The organism is Photorhabdus heterorhabditis, assembly GCF_018448905.1.
GTDB lineage: Bacteria > Pseudomonadota > Gammaproteobacteria > Enterobacterales > Enterobacteriaceae > Photorhabdus > Photorhabdus heterorhabditis.
In genome coordinates, this window is sequence record NZ_RCWA01000015.1 from 62,477 (window position 1) to 89,116 (window position 26,640).

Consider the following 26,640-nt stretch of genomic DNA (forward strand, 5'->3'; position numbering starts at 1 on the left):
GGTAAGTGATGAAAGTGGCACGCTCTGCGAAGTCAAAACGGCAAGAAGATAAAGCCAGCTTTGTCAGCTGGCGTTTTGCCTTGTTATGCGGGGGAATTGCCCTTGCTTTAGTTGGCTTGCTATTGCGAGTTACTTACCTGCAAGTTATTAATCCGGATCAATTGGTTAAAGAAGGGGATTTACGTTCTTTGCGCGTACAGTCAGTTCCTACCGCCCGCGGTATGATCAGCGACCGCATGGGGCGACCTTTGGCTGTCAGTGTTCCGGTTAATGCTGTATGGGCAGATCCGAAAGAGGTATTTGAAAAAGGGGGGATGACGGATGATACCCGCTGGAAAGCTTTGTCTGATGCCATTAATCTGCCTATTGAGCAACTTACTAGCAAAATCAGTGCTAATCCCAAAGGTCGTTTTGTTTATCTGGCGCGTCAGGTTAATCCATCGGTTGGCGATTATATTCATAAACTGAAATTGCCGGGAATTTATTTACGTCAGGAATCTCGGCGTTATTATCCGTCAGGTCAGGTAACCGCCCATATTATTGGTGTGACTAACGTTGATGGTCAGGGTATTGAAGGCGTAGAAAAAAGTTTTGATCGCTGGCTGACGGGTCAGCCGGGCGAACGGATTGTACGTAAAGACCGCTTTGGTCGTGTCATCGAAGATATTTCATCTGTTGATAGTCTGGCTGCACACAATTTGGTATTGAGTATTGATGAACGCTTGCAGTCATTAGTTTACCGCGAACTGACAAATGCAGTGGCTTTTAATAAAGCGGAATCCGGTACAGCTGTACTGATAGATGTTAATACTGGTGAAGTGCTGGCAATGGCAAATAGTCCATCTTATAACCCGAATAATCGCATTAATGTGCCAAAAGAAGCAATGCGTAACCGTGCGATCACCGATATTTTCGAACCGGGTTCCACAGTGAAACCGATGGTGGTAATGGCTGCGTTGAATGATGGTATTATCAAAGAAAATACAGTTATTAATACAGTACCTTATAGAATCAGCGGCAAGGAAATTAAAGATGTGGCCCGTTATTCTGAATTATCCATCACCGGTATCTTACAGAAATCAAGCAACGTTGGTGTTTCTAAGCTGGCGTTAGCAATGCCCGCGACAGAATTAGTGGATGTCTATTCACGCTTTGGATTGGGAAAAGCAACCAATCTGGGATTGGTCGGAGAAAGCAGTGGCTTATATCCAACAAAGAGGCAACGGTGGTCAGATCTTGACAGAGCTACTTTTTCTTACGGTTACGGGCTGATGGTAACACCGTTACAGTTAGCGCGGGTTTATGCAACGATTGGTAGCTTGGGCATTTATCGCCCACTGTCAATTACTAAAGTTGATCCACCCGTGCCAGGTACAAGAGTATTTCCAGAACCAGTCATGCGTACTGTCGTTCATATGATGGAAAGTGTGGCTCTGCCCGGCGGCGGCGGAACACGAGCTGCGATAAAAGGTTATCGAATTGCCATCAAAACTGGCACAGCCAAGAAACTTGGGCCGGATGGCAAATATATTAATCGGTATATCGCTTACACCGCAGGCATTGCTCCAGCAAGTAATCCAAGATTTGCACTGGTTGTAGTCATTAATGATCCACTGGCAGGTAAGTATTACGGTGGTGCGATTTCTGCGCCGGTATTTGGCACCATTATGGGGGGTGTTCTGCGCATCATGAATGTGGAGCCGGATGCTTTGGCAGCAGGTGATAAAAACGAATTTGTGATTAATAAGAAAGAGGATACAGGTGGCAGATCGTAATCTACGCGGTTTACTCGCTCCATTGGGTATTGATGCCCCAGAGCGTGCATTACGCGAAATGACATTGGACAGCCGTAAATCGGCTGCCGGAGATTTGTTTGTTGCTATTAAAGGGCATCAGGCAGATGGTCGACACTACATTCCTCAGGCTATCGCGCAAGGAGTCGCGGCGGTTATTGCAGAAGCCCAAAGCGAGGCCGATAACGGGATTGTGCAGGTTATACATGGTGTTCCAGTTGTTTATGTGAGCGATTTGAATAATAAGTTGTCACAGTTAGCCAGTCAGTTTTATCACCACCCTGGTGATAAATTACACCTGATTGGCGTGACCGGAACCAACGGTAAAACGACTACGACCCAATTACTTGCGCAGTGGGCTTTCGGATTGGGTGAAACCAGCGCAGTGATGGGAACAGTAGGTAATGGCTTATTGGGGCATGTGGCGCCAAGTGAAAACACCACTGGCTCAGCTGTTGATATCCAACTGGATTTACAACAACTTGTTCAACAAGGGGCTACTTTTACAGCAATGGAAGTCTCTTCCCATGGACTGGTGCAGGGGCGTGTGGCCGCATTACCATTTGAGGCGGCGGTGTTTACCAATCTGAGCCGTGATCATCTTGATTACCATGGTGATATGGAACACTATGAAGCAGCTAAGTGGCTACTGTTTTCCTCTCACAATGTGAAACAACAAATCATTAATGCTGACGATGATACTGGTCTGAAATGGTTATCCCGTTTACCGCAAGCGGTGGCTGTGACGATGGAAAACCGCTTGCCAGAAGATTGGCAAGGGCGTTGGTTGTCGGCCTGTGAAATAAAATATTACGATAAAGGCGTATCGATTACTTTTGAGTCCAGTTGGGGAGGCGGTACAATTGACAGCCCCCTGATGGGAGCCTTCAATGTCAGCAACCTGCTGTTAGCACTTTCTACCTTATTAGCGCTGGATTATCCATTGGAAAAACTGCTTGAAACGGCTTCCTGCCTTGAACCTGTTTGCGGGAGAATGGAAGTGTTCATTGCACCGGATAAGCCAGCAGTCGTTGTTGATTATGCTCACACACCTGATGCACTAGAGAAAGCTCTATCGGCTGCACGTCTGCATTGTAAAGGCAAACTTTGGTGTGTTTTTGGTTGTGGTGGTGATCGTGATAAAGGCAAACGTTCTTTAATGGGGAGTGTGGCAGAACAGTGGGCCGACTATGTGATTGTTACCGATGATAACCCGAGAAGTGAAGAGCCACAGACAATTATTGCTGACATTTTGACTGGCTTCATTGATCCGGGGCGAGCAATGGCGATTCATGGTCGTGTTGAAGCGGTGACCAGTGCCATTATGCAGGCAAAAGAAGATGATGTTGTATTAGTGGCGGGTAAAGGCCATGAAGATTATCAGTTGGTAGGCCATCGTCGTTTGGATTATTCAGACCGCTTGACTGTTGCCCGGTTACTGGGGGTAATTGCATGATTTCCCTTACCTTGCAACAGTTGGCACAAGTTACTGACGGGGTACTAAATCAGGTGACTGAGCGGCAGGCAGTAGATATCTATATCCGTGATGTTACTACTGATAGCCGTAAGGTTGAAAATGGTAGTCTGTTTATTGCATTGAAAGGTGAACGTTTTGATGCCCATGATTTTTCTGATGATGTAGTAAAAGCGGGTGCCGGTGCTTTGCTGGTGAGCCGTGTATTAGCGGTTAATTGTCCTCAGGTCGTGGTCAAAGATACCCGTTTAGCAATGGGGAAATTAGCTGGTTGGGTTCGCCAACAGAGTAAAGCTCGAGTTGTTGCGCTAACGGGGTCTTCCGGCAAAACATCGGTGAAAGAGATGACCGCAGCGATTTTGCGTCAGAGTGGTAACACGCTTTATACTGCGGGTAATCTGAATAATGAGATTGGTGTACCGTTGACATTATTTAGGTTGACAGAACAGCATGAGTTTGCCGTGATTGAATTGGGTGCAAGCCATATTGGTGAGATTGCCTATACCACAGAAATGACCCGACCAGAAACAGCTCTGGTCAATAATTTATCCACTGCACACTTAGAAGATTTTGGTTCTCTGGCTGGTATTGCAAAAGCCAAGGGAGAGATTTTCTCTGGTCTTCCAGCAGAAGGTATCGCCATTATCAACGTGGAAAGCAATGATTGGGCGAATTGGCAACAGATTACTGGCAACAAAACGGTATGGCGTTTTTCCATGCAACAGGCATCGGATGCTGATTTTTATGCTACAAATATTCAGGTTAAGCAGCTGACCACTCATTTTCATTTGCATACCCCCATCGGCAGCACAGAAATCATTTTGCCATTACCTGGGAAACACAATGTTGCCAATGCCTTAGCTGCCAGTGCGTTGGCAATTTCTGTTGGTGCAACGCTAAAAGATATCCGTGTTGGATTGTCTGAATTGAGGGCTGTTCCGGGCCGGTTATTTCCAATCAATTTGGCGGAAGGAAAATTGCTGCTTGATGATACTTATAACGCCAATGTCGGTTCGATGACTGTTGCGGCTCAGGTGTTATCACAGATGCCTGGGTATCGAGTCATGGTCGTTGGCGATATGGGGGCGTTGGGTGAACAGGCAGAGAATTACCATCGTCAAGTGGGGGAAGCCGCCGCTGCTAGTGGTATCGACAAAGTATTCAGTGTGGGCACCTCAAGTATGCACATTAGCGAAGCGAGTGGTTGTGGTCAGCATTTTGTGGACAAAACCGCATTGGTTGCAGCATTGGTTCCACTATTACAGCAACACAAAGTCATTTCAGTTTTAGTTAAAGGTTCGCGCAGTACCACGATGGAAGATGTCGTGAGCGCATTACAGGGGAGCTTCACATGTTAGTTTGGCTGGCCGAATATTTGGTCAAGTATCACACTGGCTTTAACGTCTTTTCTTATCTGACGTTTAGGGCTATCGTCAGCCTGCTGACTGCATTGGCTATTGCGTTATGGATGGGGCCGCGCATGATAGCCTTCCTGCAAAAATTGCAAATTGGGCAGGTTGTTCGCAATGATGGGCCAGAATCTCATTTCAGTAAACGTGGCACGCCGACTATGGGTGGTTTGCTGATCCTATTTTCAATCACAATTTCGGTACTGTTGTGGGTGCGTTTGAATAACCCATATGTCTGGTGTGTGCTAATTGTCCTGATTGGTTACGGCATTGTTGGTTTCGTGGATGATTACCGTAAAGTCGTGCGTAAAGATACTAAGGGGTTGATTGCTCGTTGGAAGTATTTTTGGCAGTCAGTCTTGGCGCTGGGCGTAGCATTCGCGATGTATAGTGTCGGTAAAGATACCCAGGCAACACAATTGGTCGTGCCATTCTTTAAAGATGTGATGCCGCAACTGGGGGTGCTTTACATTCTGTTGTCTTATTTTGTGATTGTCGGAACCAGCAATGCAGTGAATCTAACTGACGGGTTGGATGGTTTGGCAATTATGCCGACGGTTTTTGTTGCGGCTGGTTTTGCACTGGTTGCATGGGCAACAGGTAATGTCAATTTTGCCAATTATTTGCATATTCCTTATTTGAATCATGCCGGTGAATTGGTCATCGTCTGTACTGCAATTGTTGGTGCTGGATTAGGTTTCCTGTGGTTCAACACTTATCCGGCTCAGGTTTTCATGGGAGATGTTGGTTCTTTGGCATTAGGTGGTGCGCTTGGGACCATTGCTGTATTGCTGCGTCAGGAGTTTCTACTGGTGATTATGGGTGGTGTATTCGTGGTGGAAACCTTGTCAGTTATCTTGCAGGTAGGTTCTTTTAAACTGCGAGGACAACGTATTTTTCGCATGGCACCTATTCACCACCATTATGAATTGAAAGGCTGGCCAGAACCGCGCGTTATCGTGCGTTTTTGGATTATTTCTCTAATGTTAGTGCTGATTGGCTTGGCAACATTGAAGGTACGTTAATCATGACGGATTATTTGGGTAAAAAAGTCATCATTATTGGGCTAGGGCTGACGGGCCTCTCCTGTGTTGATTTTTTTATGGCGCGGGGTGTTATTCCTCGCGTGATGGATACCCGTGCAATGCCACCTGGCAGGGGCAAGCTGCCTGATGAGGTTGAATGTCATAGTGGTAGCTTGAATGCCAAATGGTTGATGGATGCTGACTTGATTGTTGTAAGTCCCGGAGTTGCTCTGGCAACAGCCGAATTACAGGCCGCGGCTAATGCTGGTATAGAAATCGTTGGCGATATCGAGTTATTTTGCCGTGAAGCAACAGCCCCGATAATCGCAATCACCGGTTCTAATGGTAAAAGTACCGTGACTAGTCTTGTCGGAGAAATGGCGAAAGCGGCTGATTGGCAAGTGGGTGTCGGCGGTAATATCGGTCTTCCTGTGTTAGAACTATTGAAACAATCTTGTCAGCTTTATGTTTTGGAACTTTCCAGTTTCCAGTTGGAAACTACATATAGTCTTAAGGCAGCAGCGGCAACTGTGCTGAATGTAACTGAAGATCATATGGATCGTTATCCTCAAGGCTTGTCTCAGTATCGGGCAGTTAAATTGAGGGTTTATCATCAAGCGAAGGCATGCATTGTTAATGCTCAGGACGCTTTAACATTGCCGGAAACGGGTACCGATAATCGTTGTATTAGTTTTGGTGTCGATTGTGGCGACTACCAACTTGACAGTAAAAATGCGTTTTTGAAAGTTCACAATGAATCATTGTTAGCGACAAATGAAATCAAACTGACAGGGTGGCATAACTACGTTAATGGGTTGGCTGCACTGGCGTTAGCTGATGCGGTTGATATTCCCCGTAAAGCCAGCTTGGCAGCATTGGCGGTTTACCCAGGGCTTGAGCATCGTTTCCAGCTTGTTCATCTGAACAAGGGGGTACGCTGGATTAACGATTCTAAAGCAACCAATGTTGGTAGTACGGAAGCGGCTCTTAATGGCTTGGAGCTGAATGGCATGCTTTATTTGCTGTTGGGTGGAGAGGGTAAATCGGCAGACTTTTCTCCGCTCAAACCTTTCCTTAGCGGAAATAAAATCCGGCTTTACTGCTTTGGTCGTGATGGTAAACGGTTAGCGCAACTACGCCCGGAAATAGCTATATTGACTGAAACTATGGAACAGGCGATGCGTGATATTGCGCCGCGATTGGTTGCCGGCGACATGGTGCTGTTATCTCCTGCTTGTGCCAGCCTTGATCAGTTTCGTAATTTTGAGCAGCGTGGTCATGAGTTTGCTCGTCTGGCTGAGGAGTTGGGCTGATGTTTATTTCCGGGTTCAGTAGATTAAAAGACTGGATTATTGATGGCCGTGAAACCGATGCTACTAATATAGTGTTGTATGATCGTACATTGATTTGGCTGACACTCGGATTAGGTATTATCGGCTTTGTTATGGTGGCTTCGGCGTCAATGCCGGTTGGGCAGCGTCTTGCAGAAGATCCATTTCTGTTTGCTAAACGTGATGCGATTTATCTGTTGCTAGCTTTCGGATTGTCATTAATAACACTGCGTATTCCAATGGATTTATGGCAGCGCTATAGCAACCTGATGTTGCTTGTCTCTGTTATTCTACTACTGGTTGTCTTGGCGGTAGGAAGCTCGGTAAATGGTGCCTCGCGTTGGATTGCGTTTGGACCTTTGAGAATTCAGCCAGCTGAGTTATCCAAACTTTCTCTATTTTGTTATCTCGCCAGTTATCTGGTGCGTAAAGTGGAAGAAGTACGGAATAACTTCTGGGGATTTTGTAAGCCAATGGGCGTCATGGTGGTGTTGGCTGTATTACTTTTAGCTCAGCCTGACTTGGGAACTGTGGTAGTGCTGTTTGTAACAACATTGGCTATGTTATTTCTAGCGGGAGCAAAATTGTGGCAGTTTCTGGCAATTATTGGTTCGGGGATATTTGCAGTAGTTCTATTAATTATTGCTGAACCTTATCGTATACGCCGTGTAACTTCTTTTCTGGACCCTTGGGAAGATCCGTATGGCAAAGGTTATCAATTAACACAATCTTTGATGGCTTTTGGTCGCGGGGAGTTTTTGGGGCAAGGATTGGGAAATTCAGTACTGAAGCTGGCATACCTACCCGAAGCGCATACTGACTTTATTTTCTCTGTTTTGGCAGAAGAATTAGGTTACGTAGGTGTGGTTTTGGCGTTGTTAATGATATTCTTCGTCGCTTTTCGTGCGATGACTATAGGTCGTCGTGCGTTGCAGATGGATCAGCGTTTTTCTGGTTTTTTAGCGTGTTCGATTGGTATCTGGTTCAGTTTTCAAACCTTGGTTAATGTCGGGGCTGCCGCAGGCATGTTACCGACCAAAGGTCTGACTTTACCTCTGATTAGTTATGGGGGTTCAAGTTTGTTGATTATGTCGACCGCTATCGTATTGCTATTAAGAATTGATTTTGAAACACGTTTGGCAAAAGCACAGGCGTTTGTAAGGAGTTCTCGATGAGTGGTAAGACCCGGCGTTTGATGGTGATGGCTGGTGGAACCGGAGGACATGTCTTCCCGGGCTTGGCTGTAGCTCATCACTTAAAAAACCAAGGCTGGGAAGTTCGTTGGCTGGGAACAGCGGATCGTATGGAAGCGGATTTAGTGCCGAAACATGGTATTGAAATTGAATTTGTTCAGATTTCTGGCTTGAGAGGTAAGGGAATTAAAGCACTACTAACGGCGCCAGCACGAATTTTCAAAGCAATTCGTCAGGCAAAAGCGATTATGCGCCGCTATCAGCCAGATGTAGTGCTCGGAATGGGGGGGTATGTTTCTGGCCCTGGCGGTATTGCTGCGTGGATGTGCGGTATTCCGGTTGTCTTGCATGAACAGAATGGTATTGCCGGGCTGACAAACCGTTGGTTGGCAAAAATCGCTACAACTGTTTTACAGGCATTCCCTGGCGCATTCCCAAAAGCGCCTATTGTTGGGAACCCTGTTCGTGAAGATGTGCTGACATTACCCATACCTGAACAGCGTTTGGCAGGGCGTGAAGGCCCGGTTCGGGTTCTGGTTATTGGTGGTAGTCAGGGCGCGAGAATTCTCAACCAGATAATGCCCGAAGTTGCAGCCCGTATGGGTGATAAAATTACCCTTTGGCATCAGACTGGCAAAGGGGTTAAAGAAAGTGTTCAGGATGCCTATAACAATTCAGTTAAGTGTGAACATAAGGTTACTGAATTTATTGACGATATGGCGCAAGCTTATGCTTGGGCTGATGTAGTGGTTTGTCGTTCTGGTGCGTTGACAGTCAGCGAAGTGGCCGCAGCTGGATTACCTGGGATTTTTATACCATTTCAGCATAAAGATCGTCAGCAATACTGGAATGCGCTGCCACTGGAAAGAGCTGGTGCAGCAAAAATACTGGAACAACCACAACTTACGGTTGATGCAGTGGTGGAATTATTAACTCAGTGGCAACGCCCACAATTGTTGGAAATGGCAAAAAAAGCCCGTTCAGCAGCAATTACTGATGCAACTGAGCAAGTATCGGCGGCATTAATCGATGCAGCCAAAAAATGATTCAGACCACCTGAAAAAGGGTGGTGAAGTAAACATACACAGTGAAGAAGAAAACGTGAATACACAACAACTGGCGAAATTAAGAGCTTTCGTGCCTGAAATGAGAAAAGTCAGGCATATCCACTTTGTCGGCATTGGTGGTGCTGGCATGGGGGGGATCGCCGAAGTGTTGGCCAATGAAGGTTATCAGATTAGCGGATCTGATTTGGCGCCAAATCCGGTAACTCGGCAACTAACTAAGTTGGGTGCTCAGATTTATTTTAACCATCGTCCTGAAAATGTACTGGATGCGAGTGTTGTTGTGGCTTCAACTGCAATCTTAGCAGATAACCCAGAAATTATTGCTGCTCGTGAAGCTCGGATTCCGGTCATTCGCAGAGCAGAAATGTTGGCAGAACTGATGCGTTACCGTCATGGTATTGCTATTGCTGGTACTCATGGCAAAACAACTACCACGGCGATGATTTCCAGCATTTATGCACAAGCTGGTTTAGACCCAACGTTTGTTAATGGTGGTTTAGTCAAAGCAGCAGGAACACATGCCCGTCTCGGTAGTAGCCGCTATTTAATTGCTGAAGCGGACGAAAGCGATGCTTCTTTCCTGCATTTGCAACCCATGGTGGCAGTAGTTACTAATATCGAAGCAGACCATATGGATACCTATCATGGTGACTTTGAAAAACTGAAACAGACGTTTATCAGCTTCCTGCACAACTTACCTTTCTATGGGCGTGCAGTCATGTGCATTGATGATCCAGTCGTCAAAGAGTTAATCCCTCGTGTGGGACGCTATATCACGACTTATGGCTTCAGTGAGGAAGCAGATGTACGTATCACCCATTATGAGCAAAAAGGTGCTCAAGGGTATTTTACTGTTAGTCGCCAAGATATGGTTGATTTGAAAGTCGTCTTGAATGCACCGGGTCGCCATAATGCGCTAAATGCGGCAGCAGCAATTGCTGTGGCAACTGAAGAAGGTATTTCTGGCAGTGATATGCTGGCTGCGTTAGCCGGTTTTCAGGGAACCGGACGCCGTTTTGATTTTCTGGGGAATTTTTCTCTGGAGCATGTTAACCGCAAAAGTGGTAGTGCAATGTTGGTTGATGATTATGGTCATCATCCAACGGAAGTGGATGCAACCATTAAAGCCGCTCGTGCTGGCTGGCCGGATAAACGTATTGTGATGATATTTCAGCCCCATCGTTATACTCGGACGCGTGATCTGTACGATGATTTTGCCAATGTATTGAATCAGGTGGATGTATTGCTAATGCTGGACGTTTACTCTGCTGGCGAAGGGGTTATTCCGGGGGCGGATAGCCGTTCGTTGTGCCGTACTATCCGTAGCCGAGGTAAGTTAGATCCGATTCTGGTATCTGAGCCAGAAAAAGTGGCCGCTGTGTTGGCCCAGGTACTAGACGGTAATGATTTAGTTCTGGTTCAAGGGGCCGGGAATATAGGCAAAATAGCGCGCAATCTGGCTGAAACCAAATTACAGCCATCTTTGAATGAGGAAAAACACCATGGCTGAGAAAGTCGCGGTATTGTTGGGAGGAACTTCTGCTGAGCGTGAAGTTTCACTGTTATCGGGACATGCCGTGCTAGCTGGATTGAAAGAAGCAGGTATTGATGCTCATCCAGTTGATACAAAAGATTTTCCTGTAACGCAACTTAAAGAGGCAGGATTTGAGAAAGTCTTTATCGCTCTTCATGGTCGTGGCGGGGAAGATGGTACTTTGCAAGGCGTATTGGAATTTTTGCAGCTGCCTTATACCGGAAGTGGTGTGATGGCTTCTGCATTGTCGATGGATAAATTGCGTACAAAGCAGTTATGGCAAGGGATAGGGTTAATTGTCTCGCCATATGTTGCAATTAATTTTCAGCAGTTTGAACAATTTACTGATTCGCAACTCCAAGAATATGTAGCAGATTTAGGTTTACCATTAATTGTTAAGCCAAGTCTGGAAGGTTCCAGTGTGGGTATGACTAAGGTTAATGAGATTTCAGAGTTGCGTGGCGCACTGGAAATAGCATTTCGTTATGACACTGACTTGTTGGTAGAAAAATGGTTGTACGGCCCAGAATACACTGTCGCTATTCTTGATGAGACGGCTTTACCTTCTATCCGTATTCAGCCCGCTGCTGTTTTTTATGACTATGATGCAAAATATTGGTCTGAGGAAACGAAGTACTTTTGTCCGAGTGGCTTAAGTGATGAAAAAGAGCAACAACTGGCAGAACTAGCACTAAAAGCCTACAAATCGGTTGGATGCAGTGGCTGGGGGCGGGTAGATGTCATGATGGACACTGATGGTGGTTTCTATCTGTTAGAAGTGAATACATCTCCGGGGATGACCAACCATAGCTTGGTACCAATGGCAGCACGTCAAGCAGGGTTAAATTTCTCACAATTGGTAGTAAAGATTTTGGAGTTGGCTGATTGATATGTCTCAGGCGGCCCTGAAAGTAAAAGGGCGGGATAGTGAAAATAGTCGTTCCCGCCCTAGTAACGGCTCTTATCTGGCAGGACTTATCTTCTTCCTGATGGTACTTGGGATCATTATTTGGGGGGGGGGGGCAGTTCTTAACTGGATGAAAGATGCTAACAGATTGCCTATTTCAAAGCTGGTGGTAACGGGTGAACGTCATTACACCACCAACGATGATATTCGGCAGGCAATTTTGTCATTAGGGCAGCCGGGAACTTTCATGACGCAAGATGTGAATATCATTCAGCAACAGATTGAACGAATGCCATGGATAAGGCAAGTCACTGTCCGTAAACAGTGGCCTGATGAGCTGAGAATTCATCTGGTAGAATATGTTCCTTATGTGCGTTGGAATGATACACAAATGCTGGATGCCGAAGGGCTGGTGTTCAGTATACCGGTTGAATGGGAAGCTAAAGGTCATTTCCCGATGCTTTATGGCCCACAAGGTAGTGAGAAAGAGGTGCTTGATAGCTACCGGGCAATGGCTAAACTTCTCGCTGCCAATAAATTGAAATTAAAAGCTGCGGCAATGACTGATCGTCGTTCTTGGCAATTGACACTGGATAATGATATCCGACTAAAGCTGGGAAGAATGAATACAACAGGTCGTATTAAACGTTTTATCGAGCTTTATCCACTATTACAGCAGAACACAGAGAAAAGAGTGGATTATGTGGATTTACGTTATGACAGTGGTGCCGCGGTAGGTTGGGCTCCTTTACTAATTGGTGCTCCTGATGCTCCGGTCAATGGGTAATAAACAGTTACTGGCAATAATATAGAGGCAGGCAGAATAACAATGATCAAATCGACGGACAGAAAATTAGTAGTTGGCCTTGAGATTGGCACAGCAAAGGTATCTGCCCTTGTTGGTGAAATTCTGCCCGATGGTATGGTTAATATTATCGGGGTGGGAAGCTGTCCATCCCGCGGCATGGATAAAGGTGGTGTCAACGATCTGGAGTCGGTTGTTAAATGTGTACAGCGGGCTATCGATCAGGCTGAATTGATGGCGGATTGTCAAATTTCTTCTGTTTATCTGGCGTTATCTGGAAAACATATCAGTTGTCAGAATGAGATTGGGATGGTTCCCATTTCTGAAGAGGAAGTCACCCAGGAAGATGTAGACAATGTCGTTCATACTGCCAAATCGGTTCGTGTACGCGATGAATACCGGATACTCCATGTTATTCCTCAAGAGTATGCGATCGATTATCAGGAAGGCATCAAAAATCCGGTAGGGCTTTCCGGAGTGCGTATGCAGGCGAAAGTTCATCTGATTACCTGCCATAACGATATGGCGAAAAATATCGCAAAAGCCGTTGAGCGCTGTGGTTTGAAAGTCGATCAGCTTATTTTTTCCGGTTTGGCTGCCAGCTATGCGGTTTTGACTGAGGATGAGCGTGAACTAGGCGTTTGTGTGGTAGATATTGGCGGTGGGACGATGGATATTGCGGTGTATACCGGCGGAGCGCTACGTCATACCAAAGTAATCCCTTACGCTGGGAACGTCGTTACCAGCGATATTGCTTATGCCTTTGGTACACCACCAAGCGATGCCGAAGCGATAAAAGTACGTCACGGTTGTGCGCTGGGTTCGTTGGTTAGCAAGGATGAAAGTGTGGAGGTACCGAGTGTCGGTGGGCGCCCACCGCGTAGCTTACAGCGCCAAACGCTGGCTGAAGTGATTGAGCCACGTTACATCGAATTACTGAATTTAGTGAATGATGAAATCCTGCGATTGCAGGAACAGTTACGTCAGCAAGGTGTTAAACACCATTTGGCTGCGGGTATTGTCTTAACCGGTGGTGGTGCCCAGATTGATGGTTTGGCTGAATGTGCTCAGCGTGTATTCCACGCTCAAGTGCGTATTGGTCAACCTCTTAATATTACTGGCCTGACGGACTATGCGCAGGAACCCTATTATTCAACAGCAGTAGGGTTGTTGCATTACGGAAAAGCCTCTCACCTTAATGGTGATGCGGATATTGAAAAACATATTTCAGTGAGTCGCTGGTTTAAGAAAGTCAGTAGCTGGCTGAAAAAAGAGTTTTAATTTTATACAGAGACTACATCTGTTTTTTGGTCTCGATATAAAGGCACAAAGCGGAGAGAAACTATGTTTGAACCAATAGAATTAACCAATGACGCGGTGATTAAAGTCATCGGCGTCGGCGGTGGCGGCGGTAATGCTGTTGAGCACATGGTGCGCGAGCGCATCGAAGGTGTTGAATTCTTCGCAGTAAATACGGATGCTCAGGCATTGCGTAAAACTGCTGTCGGCCAGACTATTCAGATTGGTAATGGTATTACTAAAGGCTTGGGGGCTGGTGCAAACCCAGAAGTTGGTCGTACGGCTGCACAAGAAGATCGTGATTCATTGCGTACTGCTCTTGATGGTGCGGATATGGTATTTATCGCTGCCGGTATGGGAGGCGGTACCGGTACTGGCGCAGCACCTGTGGTCGCTGAAATTGCAAAAGAACTTGGGATTTTGACAGTTGCCGTTGTGACTAAACCTTTTAATTTTGAAGGTAAGAAACGTATGGCATTTGCTGAACAAGGGATCACTGAACTGTCCAAACATGTGGATTCATTGATTACTATCCCTAACGACAAGTTGTTGAAAGTTCTTGGCCGTGGTATTTCACTACTGGATGCTTTTGGTGCAGCTAATGACGTCTTGAAAGGTGCAGTTCAGGGTATTGCCGAACTGATAACACGTCCAGGCTTGATGAATGTTGACTTTGCTGACGTGCGCACCGTGATGTCCGAAATGGGCTACGCGATGATGGGTTCTGGTATTGCTCAGGGTGAAGATCGTGCAGAAGAGGCCGCTGAAATGGCAATTTCCAGCCCGTTACTAGAAGATATCGACTTGTCTGGTGCTCGTGGTGTTTTGGTTAACATTACTGCTGGCTTTGATCTGCGTTTGGATGAGTTCGAAACTGTGGGTAACACTATTCGGGCATTCGCGTCTGATAATGCAACTGTCGTTATCGGTACTTCTTTGGACCCAGACATGAATGATGAGTTGCGTGTGACTGTGGTTGCTACTGGTATTGGCATGGATAAGCGTCCTGAAATTACGCTAGTTACCAACAAGGTATCTCAATCAAGTGCAATGGAGCACCGCCATCAGCAGTTGTCTGGTGGTCTGTCCTCATTGTCTGAAGAGAATAAACCTGCGGCAAAAGTGGTGAATGACCAAAACGCACAAACAAACAAGGAACCAGATTATCTGGATATTCCTGCATTTTTACGTAAACAGGCCGATTAATAGCTAAAAGATTGGATTCTCCGCTTTTTGTGCTAAACTCCCCCGCCAACCATAGTGTATAGTGGTTGGCAGGATGGATAACATTGCGAGATAAAACGATGATCAAACAAAGGACACTTAAACGTATTGTTCAGGCGACTGGCGTCGGTTTGCACACCGGTAAGAAGGTCACGCTGACAATGCGCCCAGCACCGGCTAATACCGGGGTCATCTATCGTCGCACTGACTTGAATCCACCGGTTGATTTTCCGGCAGATGCAAAATCTGTGCGTGATACTATGCTCTGTACTTGCCTGGTAAATGAGCATGATGTGCGAATCTCAACAGTTGAGCACCTGAACGCAGCACTTGCAGGGTTGGGTATCGATAATATTGTTATCGAAGTTGATGCGCCAGAAATTCCTATTATGGATGGCAGTGCCAGCCCGTTTGTCTTCTTGCTGCTGGATGCTGGTATTGAAGAATTGAACACATCTAAAAAATTCCTGCGTATTAAAGAAGCTGTTCGTGTGGGAGATGGCGATAAGTGGGCAGAGATGACACCTTATAATGGTTTCAGTCTGGATTTCACTATTGATTTCAATCATCCTGCGATTGATTCAAGTTCTCAACGTTACTGCCTGGATTTTTCAGCAGACGCGTTTGTTCGCCAAATCAGTCGTGCACGCACTTTCGGCTTTATGCGTGATATTGAGTACTTACAATCTAAAGGCTTGTGTTTAGGCGGTAGTTTTGATTGTGCGATTGTTGTTGATGACTATCGTGTGCTTAATGAAGATGGTTTGCGTTTTGAAGACGAATTTGTTCGCCATAAAATGCTAGATGCAATTGGTGATTTATTTATGTGTGGCTATAACATCATAGGCGCATTTACTGCGTTCAAATCTGGTCATGCATTGAACAATAAACTGTTGCAGGCAGTTTTGGCGCAAGAAAGTGCATGGGAACTGATCACTTTCGAAGATGAAGCTGAAATGCCACAGGCTTTTCGTACTCCATCAACTGTAATGGCATAACTCTTGGGTATGCAAGAGATAACTCAATGATACATCAGTGGGTTATGCTATCTGTGATTTTGTTTTCGCTGACGTTTTTTACTCAGCGTTAGCGCTTCTTGTTGGCTGTGCTGGCACCCTCTCCGGCTAGTGCAGCCAATCGTTCCAATCTTTCCTTTAATTTTTTCGGACTACGGTTCGCCAATACTATTAATTCCTTAGCACTCTCTTGACTTAACCGACGTATCGGTGAGGTTTTGTGACTGATACTCATTGTTTTTGCGAGGCTCTGCGCATTATTGTCATGCTTAACCATTAGTGATGGGTTAATCCTGATGTCGATCGATGACAATGATGGTAGAATTTCACTTCTTAATGTAGAGAGCAGCGTTGGCAACTCGTAACGTAATCTGGTCATCCAACTGGCGTTTCCTGCTTCCAGTACCAGAATTTGTTTGCGATAATTGGCGACCCGGCACCACGGATGTAATTGTGCGGGGAGTAGGCTAATAACTGCCCGATTTAGTTTTAATAAAGCGACAGCACGTTGCTGGATAACCTGAAGCGGGCTTTTCTCAACGGTAGAAGCGTCTTCAAAAAGAACATCTAATGATTGTGGGCGACTGTCGCGCATATAAAAGTAGTTCCGATATAACGAAGGATTAATGGGTATTCTAAATCTTTGGCGACAATTTGGTAGACGTTATTTCTGGCCACATCTGTTATTAGGGATGGTCGCGGCAAGTATTGGTGTTCCTACCATCTTAGTGGGTGTTACGGATAATATCTTACAAGCCAATATATCATCCAGTCAGCGTTGGCAAAATCAGGCTTTATCGGCTTTTGATAACCTATTCTCACAGCAAAATGTTCAGCGTCAGCCTGCCAATAATGGTGCTAATTACTGGCAACAACATGCTGTACGTAATATGATCCGGCAGCTTTCTTTTGCTTTTTTTGTTTCCCAACCTATGAACGATGAAACAGCAAAACAAAGTATTCGGTTAAGTTCTTCCAATATTCAGCAGCTTGTGCTGGAAACGCTGAATGCACTGTTAACTCGGGAGCCCCAGCTACCTGAACCGGTTTCAGATACACAGTTCCTGATTACCGCATCACAATCTTCTCATACAACGGTGTTTTGGATTGCAAAAGCCCAGGGTATTCGGGCAGGTCCTTCTGCTTACCTTTGATCTTCATTTTTTTACAAGTTTCTAATAAATAACTATTTGTTGGCTGCGAGATAACGGCCTTATCTGAGATGTAACTAATTATGCTGATTAAATTATTAACTAAGGTTTTTGGTAGTCGTAATGATCGTACATTGCGTCGTATGCGTAAGGTAGTTGATGTAATCAACTGTATGGAGTCAGAATTTGAAAAGCTATCTGATGACGAATTAAAAGGTAAAACGGTTGAATTTCGTGCTCGTTTGGAAAAAGGCGAATCGCTGGAGAATCTGTTACCTGAAGCATTTGCGACAGTACGTGAAGCAAGTAAGCGTGTGTTTGCTATGCGTCATTTCGACGTTCAGTTACTGGGTGGTATGGTTTTGAATGAGCGTTGTATTGCTGAGATGCGTACCGGTGAAGGTAAGACATTGACAGCTACTTTGCCTGCTTATTTGAACGCATTGACTGGCCGTGGTGTTCACGTAGTTACGGTGAATGATTATTTGGCACAACGTGACGCTGAAAATAACCGTCCACTGTTTGAATTTCTGGGGTTGAGTGTTGGTGTCAACCTGCCAGGTATGCCTGCACCCGTTAAACGTCAGGCATATGCAGCGGATATTACTTACGGCACTAACAATGAATATGGTTTTGACTATCTTCGTGACAACATGGCATTTAGTCCAGAAGAACGTGTTCAACGTAAACTGCATTATGCTCTGGTGGATGAAGTTGATTCCATTCTGATTGATGAAGCCCGTACTCCATTGATTATTTCCGGCCCTGCTGAAGATAGCTCTGAGCTTTATATTAAAGTTAATAAGCTGATTCCTAAACTGATCCGTCAGGAAAAAGAAGATTCAGATACTTTCCAGGGAGAGGGGCACTTTTCTGTTGATGAGAAGTCTCGCCAGGTTAACTTGACAGAACGCGGTTTGGTTCTGATTGAACAATTACTGGTGGATGCCAAATTGATGGAAGAAGGTGAATCCCTGTATTCACCCACTAACATTATGTTGATGCACCATGTTACCGCTGCGTTACGTGCTCATGCTTTATTTACCCGTGATGTTGATTACATCGTGAAAGATGGTGAAGTCATTATTGTTGATGAGCATACTGGCCGTACTATGCAAGGGCGTCGTTGGTCTGATGGGCTACATCAGGCTGTTGAAGCCAAAGAAGGCGTAGAAATTCAAAACGAAAACCAAACTCTTGCTTCGATTACTTTCCAAAATTACTTCCGTCTGTATGAAAAACTGGCGGGTATGACCGGTACGGCAGATACAGAAGCATTTGAATTTAGTTCTATTTATAAGCTTGATACCATTGTGGTGCCAACAAACCGACCAATGATCCGTAATGATTTGCCGGATCTGGTTTATATGACTGAAGCTGAAAAAATTGAAGCTATCATTGAAGATATCCGCGAACGTACCGGTAAAGGGCAGCCGGTATTGGTGGGAACTATTTCTATTGAAAAATCTGAACTGGTTTCCCATGAATTGACTAAAGCGGGTATCGAGCACAACGTGCTTAACGCTAAATTCCATGCAATGGAAGCAGATATTATTGCGCAGGCTGGTCAGGCGAGTGCAGTAACTATTGCGACTAATATGGCTGGTCGTGGTACCGATATTGTGCTGGGAGGTAGCTGGCAGGCAGAAATTGCTAAACTGGAAGAACCAACAGAAGTGCAGATTGAAGAGATTAAAGCTGCATGGCAGGAGCGCCATGATATTGTTCTGGTTGCGGGTGGTTTGCATATTATCGGTACGGAGCGTCATGAATCCCGCCGTATTGATAATCAGTTACGTGGGCGTTCCGGTCGTCAAGGGGATGCTGGATCATCTCGTTTCTATTTATCAATGGAAGACTCACTGATGCGTATTTTTGCATCTGATCGTGTTACGGGTATGATGCGTAAACTTGGTATGAAACCTGGTGAGGCGATTGAACACCCTTGGGTAACTAAAGCTATTGCCAATGCTCAGCGTAAAGTAGAAAGCCGTAACTTCGACATACGTAAGCAATTGCTGGAATATGATGATGTTGCTAATGATCAGCGTCGTGCTATCTATACACAACGCAATGATTTGCTGGATGTCAGTGATGTTAGCGAAACTATTAGTAGCATTCGTGAAGATGTATTTAAAGCAACCATTGATGCTTATATTCCCCCTCAATCTCTGGAAGAGATGTGGGATATAGAAGGTTTGCAGCAGCGTTTAATTGCTGATTTTGATTTGGAGCTACCGATCAAAGAGTGGTTGGATAAAGAGCCTGAACTACATGAAGAAACTTTGCGTGAGCGTATTCTTGAACGGGCTATTGAAGTCCATAAACGTAAAGAAGAGATTGTTAGCACTGAAATGATGCGTAACTTTGAAAAAGGTATCATGTTGCAGACTCTGGATATGTTGTGGAAAGAACATCTGGCTGCAATGGATTATCTGCGTCAGGGTATCCATCTACGTGGTTATGCTCAGAAAGATCCAAAACAGGAGTACAAACGTGAATCTTTCGCCATGTTTGCAAACATGTTGGAATCACTGAAATATGAAGTGATTAGTACATTAAGCAAAGTTCAGGTGAGAATGCCGGAAGAGGTTGAGGCATTAGAACAGCAACGTCGTATGGAAGCTGAACGTCTGGCAAAACAACAGCAATTAAGCCATGAAGTTGAAAAAGGTGCTTTGATGTCTGAAACAGAGGCTCAGATTGCCAGTGGTGTTCGTAAAGTAGGCCGTAATGATTTTTGTCCTTGTGGTTCAGGTAAGAAATATAAACATTGCCATGGGCGTTTGCAGTAATGATGAAAAGGCGGGAAACCGCCTTTTTACTGTCAGCCTTAATCTACCTCCTTTGGAAACGATATTTGACTATTGGTTGTTTAAGCAGCCAAAAAATAGATGAAGATAATAGTGATATGGAAAAGAAACACCTGCATATAGCTGCTGGAATTATTAGAAACTCACAATATGAAATTTTTATTACTCAGCGTCATGCTGATACTCATATGGGGGGATTCTGGGAGTTTCCTGGTGGGAAGGTCGAAAAAGGGGAAACACCTGAACAGGCTTTGGTTCGTGAACTACAGGAAGAAATCGGTATTACTGTTACTCATTATGAGTTGGTAAAAACGGTTGAACATGATTTTCCTGATAGACTAATTACCCTTTATTTTTTCTTGGTAGGTGAATGGGAAAATGAGCCTTTTGGCAAAGAGGGTCAGCTTTCTCGGTGGGTATTACAGAAAGATTTAATTGCAGATGAATTCCCACCTGCTAATCGCAGCATTGTCGCATTATTGACTACTTGAATTGTTAATAGCCGCATTAATAATGAATAACGCGGCTATTTATTATTGCTCAGGTTGTTCACTCCAATCGTCGCTATCGGAGTCTTCACTTTGGCTTGATATCCGTTTTTCTTCATTTGCCCACTCGCCTAAGTCAATCAACTGACAGCGTTTACTGCAAAATGGTCGGTATGGGCTTATTTCTCCCCAAACCACACTTTTACCACATATTGGACATTCAATGGTTAATAACTCAGACATAATCTCTCTCCGGATAATGAGTTTGTAATCTTAGCAGCATGCCAGTTCAAATGGCAAATGAGCAGGTATAGAGCCTTTTTCACTATCCAGAGGTAAAAAACGGATAGCAAAGCGGGTCTTATGACCAGAGATTTGAGGGAACAATAAAGGTTTTAATGGTAACCGTAATCTTAGTAAATCTGAACCTTCTGCTGTATCTTGGTGAAAACCGTTTTTACTGACTTCTGAACGGAAGGTAGCAGACTGGCGTATTAGTTCTAAAATACTTTCCAGGGCTTGTTGGAGTGGCAACAAGCTATCAATCCAGAATGAAACCATTTTATCTCTTTCTGATTGTGGCAAGTGAAGCCATAGATGCAGGGTGGGTAGATCAAAACCACAGCAGCCGCTTGGAATGCTGAGGCGCTGGCGTACCATACTAATGATTTTATCTTCTTTAAGGGATTGCCCTAGCCGTGGTGCTTTGCTTAGTGCAACAGCTCGTTCTTTTAATTTTAATCTGAAATTATTGACGATATTAATATCAACATCAGGTATCTCGGCCCATTGTTTTAATTTCGCTTGTTGGCGTTCTAATTCTTTTAATAGTTCTGAACGTACTTCACCTCGTTCTAAAACTTCAAGGAGTTCAGCAACAGTACGGAAAAAGGCAAGGCTACTTGCCAATGAGTTTAAATGGCGTTGACTGGTGAGCTGTTGCAGAGAAGATTCAATTCGCAACCATGATCGCATTTTTTCATTCAATGGGTGTTCAAAAATAATTGTAGAAGTTGGGTCACTCATCATGATTATCCTGTCTGGCTGATCCAGCTAATCTTAAATATTGTTGATGTAGTTCGGCAACACGAGGAGCAATTGCCTGTACGTTATCATGATTTGAGATAATGTCATCGGCATAAGCCAGCCTCTCGCTACGGGATACCTGTGCAGTCAAAATATTTTCAACCTGTTGGTTGCTAATACCATCACGAGTGGCTACTCGGTTGATTTGTAATTCAGGTGAAACGTCAACGACTAGAATCCGATCTGCCAGATGTCCCAAATTATTTTCGACTAATAATGGAATAACCCAAATCACATAAGGTGCAGTTATCTGCTCTAATTGGCGTCTGGTTTCTTTATATATTAGAGGGTGAAGGAGTTGGTTAATCCATTGTTTTTCTTGTTGATTTGTGAAAATTTTCTGGCGTAACAGTGTTCGGTTCAGGCTACCATTTGGCGTTAGTATTTCATATCCAAAGTGTTCTTTGATGGCTTGTAACGCAGGAGTTCCAGGAGCTACGACTTCTCTGGCGATAATATCTGCATCAACAAGAGGAACACCAAGAGCTGCAAAAGCATTGGCTATAGTGGTTTTACCGCTGCCAATCCCACCTGTGAGTGCAATAATATAAGTCATCCTATCCCTTAACATTACTTGATAGTATTTTGGGATTGTAACCGAAAGGGAGGCAGATGACCTAGAGCAAAACTATGGAATTGTTTTTATTTCAAGTGAGTATTGTACCTAGCTGAAAGATTGGCAAATACATTGCGAGTAATAGTATGCCAACAATAATAGCGATTATAACCATAAGTATTGGTTCCAGTAGCTGAGCCATATTCTCGGAAATTTCCAGGGCCTGTTGTTGATACCACTCGGCTAGATTCTCCAATAACAGTTCTAAATTGCCAGACTCTTCGCCAACACTGATGAATTGTTGGCACAGTGCAGGAAAACAAGGTTGTTGTTTCAGTGCTTCGCTCATTGGTATTCCTTGATTAATTTGGGTTCGTAAGAATTTCGTTGCTTTCAAAAATACCGGATGATTTATTGATGCAATAGCACTGTCTAACCCGGCTGTGAGTGTCAGGCCAGCTTTTTGTGTCATAAATAGGATATGGAAAAGTTGCCCTAATTGTTGGCAGCTAATTAATTTCGCAATAATCGGTAAACGTAATATCAGATTTTTCTCACGGACAACCCATATTATGTGGCGTTGGCGTAACTGTAGATAAGATAGGAGTAGTACTATTAATCCAATAGCACCATAGCCACCATATTGAATAAGCCAGTTGGAAGTTATTAATAAACTATGGGTCAGCAAAGGGAGTTGTGCATCAAATGAACGATAAATGTGTTCAAATTCAGGTAAGACAAAAATCAGCATTAATAAAATAATGATGCTGGCAACAACGGTAATAATCAGAGGATAACGCAATGCTTTGGCTATTTTTTTCTGTAACTTGTCTTGTTGTTCCTGTTGTTTAACCAATAATTGGCAGCAGTTCTCTAATTGCCCAGTTAACTCACCAATAGCAATGAGTTGATAAAATAGAGTTGGAAATAGAAGTGGGTAATTTTTTAATGAAGCGGAGAGTGATTCTCCGCAGGTAATGTTTTTGCTAATATCTGACAATACGCAATGCCATAATGGATTAACACACTCTCGAATAAGAATATTCAGGCAATTGAGTAATGGCATTCCTGATGATAATAGTGTTGCCAATTGACGAATGAAATTTATCCGGTAGGCAATTTGTTGATGGTGGTAAAATATCCATTTGTCACATTTTATATTATAAGGTTGCAATCCAACATGGATAAGCTGTTGGTATAAAGTTTTTCGGTTATCACATAGTGATTTTCCTTTTGATATTTCACCTTTATTATTAATTGCTTGCCAATGATAAATATAATGGATTTTCATTATTCTTCTTGTCCTGTAACTTGATAAATTTCTTCCAGTGTAGTGATTCCTTGTTCTACTAATAGAATGCCGGATGAAAATAAGGTCTCTTTTCTTTGAGAAATAATAATTCTTTGTAAATCTTGAGGAGCTTGCTGTGATAATACTTGCTGGAGTTCATGTGTTATTTCCAAAAAATCATAAATAGCAGTTCGGCCATAATAACCAGAGAAACAATGCTTGCAACCAACTGCTAGCCATTGCCTGATAAATACAGAATTACTTCCAATATTAATCACTGTTTCATCCGTTTGCTGATTACGGCAATGAGGGCATAATTTCCTGACAAGTCGTTGGGCGATAATTAATTTGATACAAGACGCAGACATATAACCTGAAATACCCAGATTTTGTAGGCGAGATAATGTATCTACAGTTGAATTGGTGTGCAGTGTAGAAAGAACCAGATGACCCGTTTGTGCTGCTTTTACTGAGATTTCGGCTGTTTCACTATCACGTATTTCTCCTACCATAATAACATCTGGATCTTGTCGTAATAATGCTCGTAATACTTTGGCAAAATTGAGATCAATTTTACTGTTAATTTGTGTCTGATTAATACCATTGAGCGGGATTTCAACAGGGTCTTCTACACTGCAAATATTCTTTTTATTCTGATTCAGATATTGTAAACAGCTATATAAAGTTACGGTTTTTCCGCTACCTGTTGGGCCTGTCACTAAAATCATCCCTTGTGGTAATGCTAATTTTTGTCGTAGTTGATTTAATAACTGATCAGGGATACCTAACTGATCCAGTGACAGTTGCCGCATTGTATTTAATATTCTGAGTACAACTTTTTCTCCGTGTATTGTTGGTAAGGTGGCCATACGGATAGCATAGTTATGTTGTGCGTCATACCAATCAAATTGTCCATCTTGAGGTAAGCGTTTTTCGGCAATATTCAATTTCGCCATGATCTTAAGGCGTGCGGCAATGCTGGCATTCATTTGAGGAGATGGAGATGATAAGAGGTGTAATGCTCCATCAACTCGGATACGAATACGATAACCTTGTTGAAATGGTTCAAAATGAATATCAGATGCACGCCGTTGAATTGCAGTTAATAAAGTTTGATTAATAAGCTGAATGACTGGTACATCATTTTCATCTGCATTAATATCAGTCGTAGGTGGTAATAAAGGTGATTCTTCCTCTGGTAAATGACTTAGCGAAATGTTTTGGTGTAATATTGATTCAATTCGTGCCAGCGGCCAAATTTCTACATTAACGATACGCCCGGAAATAAAGCGTAATGCCGCTAATAGATCATCATTGGGTAATTCACTGCTTGCAATTGTTATCGTATTATCTTCTTTTTTTATCACAACAGATTGATGTCGCTGACAAATATCATGAATTTCTCTTTCCATCAATGTGTTTTCTGCTGCTGAAAGTGGATTCATTATTTTTTCCTGAGTCAATATATATTTATAAGGACGATAAATTAACTGTCTATTCTATTATACCCGTTATCTTTTAAGTTGTTTCTTTGTTGGCTGCACTCACTCACCCCGGTCACAGAGTTATCTATGCTCCCGGGGATTCGCTCCCTTGCCGTCGCGATCCATCTTGAAATTCATTGGGTATACATCTATTTGGCTCTAGAATTTGAATATTTCCTGACAACGATTCTTTAATGATTTACTTGCAGATTCGCATTTATAAATCCATTTAATTGTATCTGTCTGTGGATTTTTCATTGGAATCAATATAACGTTAAGATCTTTAAGGCTCTGTTGTCCATTAATAGTAATTTCTCCCTCTTTAACTGAAATATTTCCAATATATCTGCTATTGTGACTATTAGGAATTGAAGTTGCTCCTGAATTACAGCCTTTAAAATCTTCAGTTTCAAAACTGCAAAGCTCTATACTTGATTTATAAGGTACAATAGCTTGTAACATATCTGTTAAAGCTGCTTTTTGAATATATCCCTGGTAACTGGGAATGCCAATGGCACTTAAGATGGAAATGATAGCAATAGCAACCATGATCTCCATTAAAGTAAATCCTTGTTGTTGTCTCATATTTTTCCTCCGTATTGTGGTATTGCGATATAGAGAATGAAGGAAAGAGAAAAAAATGAAACAAGATGTATGAAGGTTATGGAATTGACTCGAAAAAAGATTTCTTAATTGCAAGGTTTGCAAAAATATTTACGGTGGTGTTCGCAAATTTTCTAGCTACCCATTGCTAATTTACACCACCATCAATATCATTATTGTTAATTACTGAAAGCGCATTGAGAGATCTAATGCTTTAATATGTTTGGTGAGTGCTCCAACAGAAATGAAGTCAATACCTGTTTCAGCATAGCTGCGCAGGGTATTTAGGGTGATATTACCTGATACTTCTAAAGCGACTTTACCTGATGTAATAGCGACGGCTTCTTTCATCATTGGAATAGTAAAATTGTCCAGCATAATAATATCAACATTAGCTTTCAGAGCCAGGATCAACTCATCCAGAGTTTCTACTTCGACTTCAACAGGAACATCAGGGTGAGAATAACGAGCTTTATCTACTGCCTGTTTAATAGAGCCATTGGCAATAATATGGTTTTCTTTGATGAGGAAAGCGTCGAATAATCCAAGGCGGTGATTATTACCACCTCCGCAAAGTACGGCATATTTTAGGGCTGTGCGTAATCCCGGTAGCGTTTTACGCGTATCAAGTAATTGGGTTTTTAAACCGGTAAGAAGGCGAACATAATGACTGACTTCTGTTGCGACACCAGAGAGCGTCTGAATAAAGTTAAGAGCAGTGCGTTCGCCGGTCAGTAATACAGGTGCTGAGCCTTGTAATACACAGAGTTTTTGGTTGGCTATAATTGAATCGCCATCTTTTACCAGCCATTCAACGGAGGTTTGATCGCCCAATTGAGTGAAGACTTCTTTCAGCCATTGCTGACCACAGAAAATGCCATCTTCCCGAGTAATAATTATTGCGGTGGCTTGTTTATCTGCTGGAATTAACTGACCAGTAATGTCAGATGCTAAATCTGTGTTTCCGCCCAAATCTTCTTTTAAGGCAAGGGTGACACTGGCCGGAATGTCATTCTGCAAGCGTTTTATCAGAATAGCCCGGCGTTGATCTGCATCGTAATTTCGTGTCGTCATTGAAAAGCTCCATAAGT

At 43.5% G+C, this 26,640-nt stretch carries 24 protein-coding genes; 16 read left to right on the forward strand and 8 right to left on the reverse strand.

Translation table 11 applies throughout. The annotated features are described in order from the left end of the window. Positions 1–8 precede the first annotated feature (8 nt). From EAE89_RS11535 to lpxC, 13 genes are all read left to right on the forward strand, one after another. Positions 9–1,775 (forward strand): peptidoglycan glycosyltransferase FtsI, encoded by a 1,767-nt coding sequence (locus tag EAE89_RS11535; RefSeq protein WP_054479195.1) that lies wholly within the window; start codon positions 9–11, stop codon positions 1,773–1,775. Further along, positions 1,762–3,249: a UDP-N-acetylmuramoyl-L-alanyl-D-glutamate--2,6-diaminopimelate ligase gene (gene murE / locus EAE89_RS11540; RefSeq protein WP_214085875.1), complete on the forward strand. Its 1,488-nt coding sequence runs from the start codon at positions 1,762–1,764 to the stop codon at positions 3,247–3,249. The genes EAE89_RS11535 and murE overlap by 14 nt, the downstream gene beginning before the upstream one ends. Beyond that, positions 3,246–4,625: a UDP-N-acetylmuramoyl-tripeptide--D-alanyl-D-alanine ligase gene (gene murF, locus EAE89_RS11545; protein WP_214085876.1), complete on the forward strand. Its 1,380-nt coding sequence runs from the start codon at positions 3,246–3,248 to the stop codon at positions 4,623–4,625. The genes murE and murF overlap by 4 nt, the downstream gene beginning before the upstream one ends. Then, complete coding sequence (gene mraY / locus EAE89_RS11550; protein WP_054479200.1) at positions 4,619–5,701, forward strand: phospho-N-acetylmuramoyl-pentapeptide-transferase; 1,083 nt, start codon at positions 4,619–4,621, stop codon at positions 5,699–5,701. The genes murF and mraY overlap by 7 nt, the downstream gene beginning before the upstream one ends. A 2-nt stretch (positions 5,702–5,703) precedes the next feature. Continuing rightward, on the forward strand, positions 5,704–7,014 hold the full coding sequence (murD, locus tag EAE89_RS11555) for a UDP-N-acetylmuramoyl-L-alanine--D-glutamate ligase (protein ID WP_214085877.1): 1,311 nt from the start codon (positions 5,704–5,706) through the stop codon (positions 7,012–7,014). Further along, positions 7,014–8,207 (forward strand): cell division protein FtsW, encoded by a 1,194-nt coding sequence (gene ftsW, locus EAE89_RS11560; RefSeq protein WP_054479203.1) that lies wholly within the window; start codon positions 7,014–7,016, stop codon positions 8,205–8,207. The genes murD and ftsW overlap by 1 nt, the downstream gene beginning before the upstream one ends. Continuing rightward, a complete protein-coding gene (gene murG / locus EAE89_RS11565; protein WP_054479204.1) occupies positions 8,204–9,271 on the forward strand; it encodes an undecaprenyldiphospho-muramoylpentapeptide beta-N-acetylglucosaminyltransferase in 1,068 nt (355 codons plus the stop codon). Before ftsW ends, murG begins: the two co-directional genes overlap by 4 nt. A 55-nt stretch (positions 9,272–9,326) precedes the next feature. Next, positions 9,327–10,802, forward strand: coding sequence for a UDP-N-acetylmuramate--L-alanine ligase (gene murC, locus EAE89_RS11570; RefSeq protein ID WP_054479260.1), 1,476 nt, complete (start codon positions 9,327–9,329; stop codon positions 10,800–10,802). Continuing rightward, on the forward strand, positions 10,795–11,715 hold the full coding sequence (locus tag EAE89_RS11575; protein WP_054479205.1) for a D-alanine--D-alanine ligase: 921 nt from the start codon (positions 10,795–10,797) through the stop codon (positions 11,713–11,715). The genes murC and EAE89_RS11575 overlap by 8 nt, the downstream gene beginning before the upstream one ends. A gap of 1 nt (position 11,716) precedes the next feature. Then, positions 11,717–12,520 carry a cell division protein FtsQ gene (gene ftsQ / locus EAE89_RS11580; protein WP_214085878.1) on the forward strand — a complete coding sequence of 268 codons (804 nt, stop codon included), beginning with the start codon at positions 11,717–11,719 and terminating at the stop codon, positions 12,518–12,520. A gap of 42 nt (positions 12,521–12,562) precedes the next feature. Beyond that, on the forward strand, positions 12,563–13,819 hold the full coding sequence (gene ftsA / locus EAE89_RS11585) for a cell division protein FtsA (protein ID WP_054479207.1): 1,257 nt from the start codon (positions 12,563–12,565) through the stop codon (positions 13,817–13,819). Positions 13,820–13,882: 63 nt separating this feature from the next. Then, on the forward strand, positions 13,883–15,043 hold the full coding sequence (ftsZ, locus tag EAE89_RS11590) for a cell division protein FtsZ (protein ID WP_054479209.1): 1,161 nt from the start codon (positions 13,883–13,885) through the stop codon (positions 15,041–15,043). A 98-nt stretch (positions 15,044–15,141) separates the two neighbouring features. Continuing rightward, complete coding sequence (lpxC, locus tag EAE89_RS11595; protein WP_054479211.1) at positions 15,142–16,059, forward strand: UDP-3-O-acyl-N-acetylglucosamine deacetylase; 918 nt, start codon at positions 15,142–15,144, stop codon at positions 16,057–16,059. Between the two features lie 88 nt (positions 16,060–16,147). Here lpxC and EAE89_RS11600 read toward each other — a convergent pair whose 3' ends face one another. Next, positions 16,148–16,672: a DUF721 domain-containing protein gene (locus tag EAE89_RS11600; RefSeq protein ID WP_054479213.1), complete on the reverse strand. Its 525-nt coding sequence runs from the start codon at positions 16,670–16,672 to the stop codon at positions 16,148–16,150. Positions 16,673–16,703: 31 nt separating this feature from the next. Here EAE89_RS11600 and secM point away from each other — a divergent pair, with 31 nt between their 5' ends. The 3 genes from secM to mutT all read left to right on the forward strand — a co-directional run bounded on the left by secM (position 16,704) and on the right by mutT (position 20,532). Beyond that, on the forward strand, positions 16,704–17,231 hold the full coding sequence (gene secM / locus EAE89_RS11605) for a secA translation cis-regulator SecM (RefSeq protein ID WP_149616265.1): 528 nt from the start codon (positions 16,704–16,706) through the stop codon (positions 17,229–17,231). A gap of 80 nt (positions 17,232–17,311) precedes the next feature. Continuing rightward, a complete protein-coding gene (secA, locus tag EAE89_RS11610; protein ID WP_054479215.1) occupies positions 17,312–20,023 on the forward strand; it encodes a preprotein translocase subunit SecA in 2,712 nt (903 codons plus the stop codon). Between the two features lie 116 nt (positions 20,024–20,139). Continuing rightward, positions 20,140–20,532, forward strand: a complete 393-nt coding sequence (gene mutT, locus EAE89_RS11615; RefSeq protein WP_054479263.1) for an 8-oxo-dGTP diphosphatase MutT — start codon at positions 20,140–20,142, stop codon at positions 20,530–20,532. A 42-nt stretch (positions 20,533–20,574) separates the two neighbouring features. Here the strand turns inward: mutT and yacG are convergent, their stop codons facing one another. The 7 genes from yacG to nadC form a co-directional block, all read right to left on the reverse strand. Further along, on the reverse strand, positions 20,575–20,772 hold the full coding sequence (gene yacG / locus EAE89_RS11620) for a DNA gyrase inhibitor YacG (protein WP_054479217.1): 198 nt from the start codon (positions 20,770–20,772) through the stop codon (positions 20,575–20,577). 30 nt (positions 20,773–20,802) lie between these two features. Then, entirely contained in the window at positions 20,803–21,555 is a 753-nt protein-coding gene (gene zapD / locus EAE89_RS11625; RefSeq protein ID WP_054479218.1) for a cell division protein ZapD, read from the reverse strand. Continuing rightward, positions 21,548–22,171, reverse strand: a complete 624-nt coding sequence (gene coaE / locus EAE89_RS11630) for a dephospho-CoA kinase (protein WP_054479220.1) — start codon at positions 22,169–22,171, stop codon at positions 21,548–21,550. Before coaE ends, zapD begins: the two co-directional genes overlap by 8 nt. 91 nt (positions 22,172–22,262) lie before the next feature. After that, complete coding sequence (gene hofC, locus EAE89_RS11635; RefSeq protein ID WP_214085879.1) at positions 22,263–23,462, reverse strand: protein transport protein HofC; 1,200 nt, start codon at positions 23,460–23,462, stop codon at positions 22,263–22,265. After that, the gene (gene gspE / locus EAE89_RS11640; protein WP_054479224.1) at positions 23,462–24,907 is read right to left on the reverse strand and encodes a type II secretion system protein GspE; all 1,446 of its coding nucleotides are present in this window, start codon (positions 24,905–24,907) and stop codon (positions 23,462–23,464) included. The genes hofC and gspE overlap by 1 nt, the downstream gene beginning before the upstream one ends. 198 nt (positions 24,908–25,105) lie before the next feature. Beyond that, on the reverse strand, positions 25,106–25,531 hold the full coding sequence (ppdD, locus tag EAE89_RS11645; protein WP_054479226.1) for a prepilin peptidase-dependent pilin: 426 nt from the start codon (positions 25,529–25,531) through the stop codon (positions 25,106–25,108). Between the two features lie 201 nt (positions 25,532–25,732). After that, positions 25,733–26,623 (reverse strand): carboxylating nicotinate-nucleotide diphosphorylase, encoded by an 891-nt coding sequence (gene nadC / locus EAE89_RS11650; protein WP_054479228.1) that lies wholly within the window; start codon positions 26,621–26,623, stop codon positions 25,733–25,735. Between the last annotated feature and the right edge of the window lie 17 nt (positions 26,624–26,640).

Coding starts and splice junctions, on each gene's coding strand:
- ftsW (WP_054479203.1), top strand. CDS start 7,014: ATGTTTATTTCCGGGTTCAGTAGATTAAAAGACTGGATTATTGATGGC.
- zapD (WP_054479218.1), bottom strand. CDS start 21,555: ATGAGTGACCCAACTTCTACAATTATTTTTGAACACCCATTGAATGAA.
- murF (WP_214085876.1), top strand. CDS start 3,246: ATGATTTCCCTTACCTTGCAACAGTTGGCACAAGTTACTGACGGGGTA.
- ftsQ (WP_214085878.1), top strand. CDS start 11,717: ATGTCTCAGGCGGCCCTGAAAGTAAAAGGGCGGGATAGTGAAAATAGT.
- coaE (WP_054479220.1), bottom strand. CDS start 22,171: ATGACTTATATTATTGCACTCACAGGTGGGATTGGCAGCGGTAAAACC.
- mraY (WP_054479200.1), top strand. CDS start 4,619: ATGTTAGTTTGGCTGGCCGAATATTTGGTCAAGTATCACACTGGCTTT.
- ftsA (WP_054479207.1), top strand. CDS start 12,563: ATGATCAAATCGACGGACAGAAAATTAGTAGTTGGCCTTGAGATTGGC.
- EAE89_RS11575 (WP_054479205.1), top strand. CDS start 10,795: ATGGCTGAGAAAGTCGCGGTATTGTTGGGAGGAACTTCTGCTGAGCGT.
- yacG (WP_054479217.1), bottom strand. CDS start 20,772: ATGTCTGAGTTATTAACCATTGAATGTCCAATATGTGGTAAAAGTGTG.
- gspE (WP_054479224.1), bottom strand. CDS start 24,907: ATGAATCCACTTTCAGCAGCAGAAAACACATTGATGGAAAGAGAAATT.
- murD (WP_214085877.1), top strand. CDS start 5,704: ATGACGGATTATTTGGGTAAAAAAGTCATCATTATTGGGCTAGGGCTG.
- EAE89_RS11600 (WP_054479213.1), bottom strand. CDS start 16,672: ATGCGCGACAGTCGCCCACAATCATTAGATGTTCTTTTTGAAGACGCT.
- mutT (WP_054479263.1), top strand. CDS start 20,140: ATGGAAAAGAAACACCTGCATATAGCTGCTGGAATTATTAGAAACTCA.
- secA (WP_054479215.1), top strand. CDS start 17,312: ATGCTGATTAAATTATTAACTAAGGTTTTTGGTAGTCGTAATGATCGT.
- hofC (WP_214085879.1), bottom strand. CDS start 23,462: ATGAAAATCCATTATATTTATCATTGGCAAGCAATTAATAATAAAGGT.
- secM (WP_149616265.1), top strand. CDS start 16,704: ATGGGTATTCTAAATCTTTGGCGACAATTTGGTAGACGTTATTTCTGG.
- lpxC (WP_054479211.1), top strand. CDS start 15,142: ATGATCAAACAAAGGACACTTAAACGTATTGTTCAGGCGACTGGCGTC.
- nadC (WP_054479228.1), bottom strand. CDS start 26,623: ATGACGACACGAAATTACGATGCAGATCAACGCCGGGCTATTCTGATA.
- ftsZ (WP_054479209.1), top strand. CDS start 13,883: ATGTTTGAACCAATAGAATTAACCAATGACGCGGTGATTAAAGTCATC.
- murG (WP_054479204.1), top strand. CDS start 8,204: ATGAGTGGTAAGACCCGGCGTTTGATGGTGATGGCTGGTGGAACCGGA.
- EAE89_RS11535 (WP_054479195.1), top strand. CDS start 9: ATGAAAGTGGCACGCTCTGCGAAGTCAAAACGGCAAGAAGATAAAGCC.
- ppdD (WP_054479226.1), bottom strand. CDS start 25,531: ATGAGACAACAACAAGGATTTACTTTAATGGAGATCATGGTTGCTATT.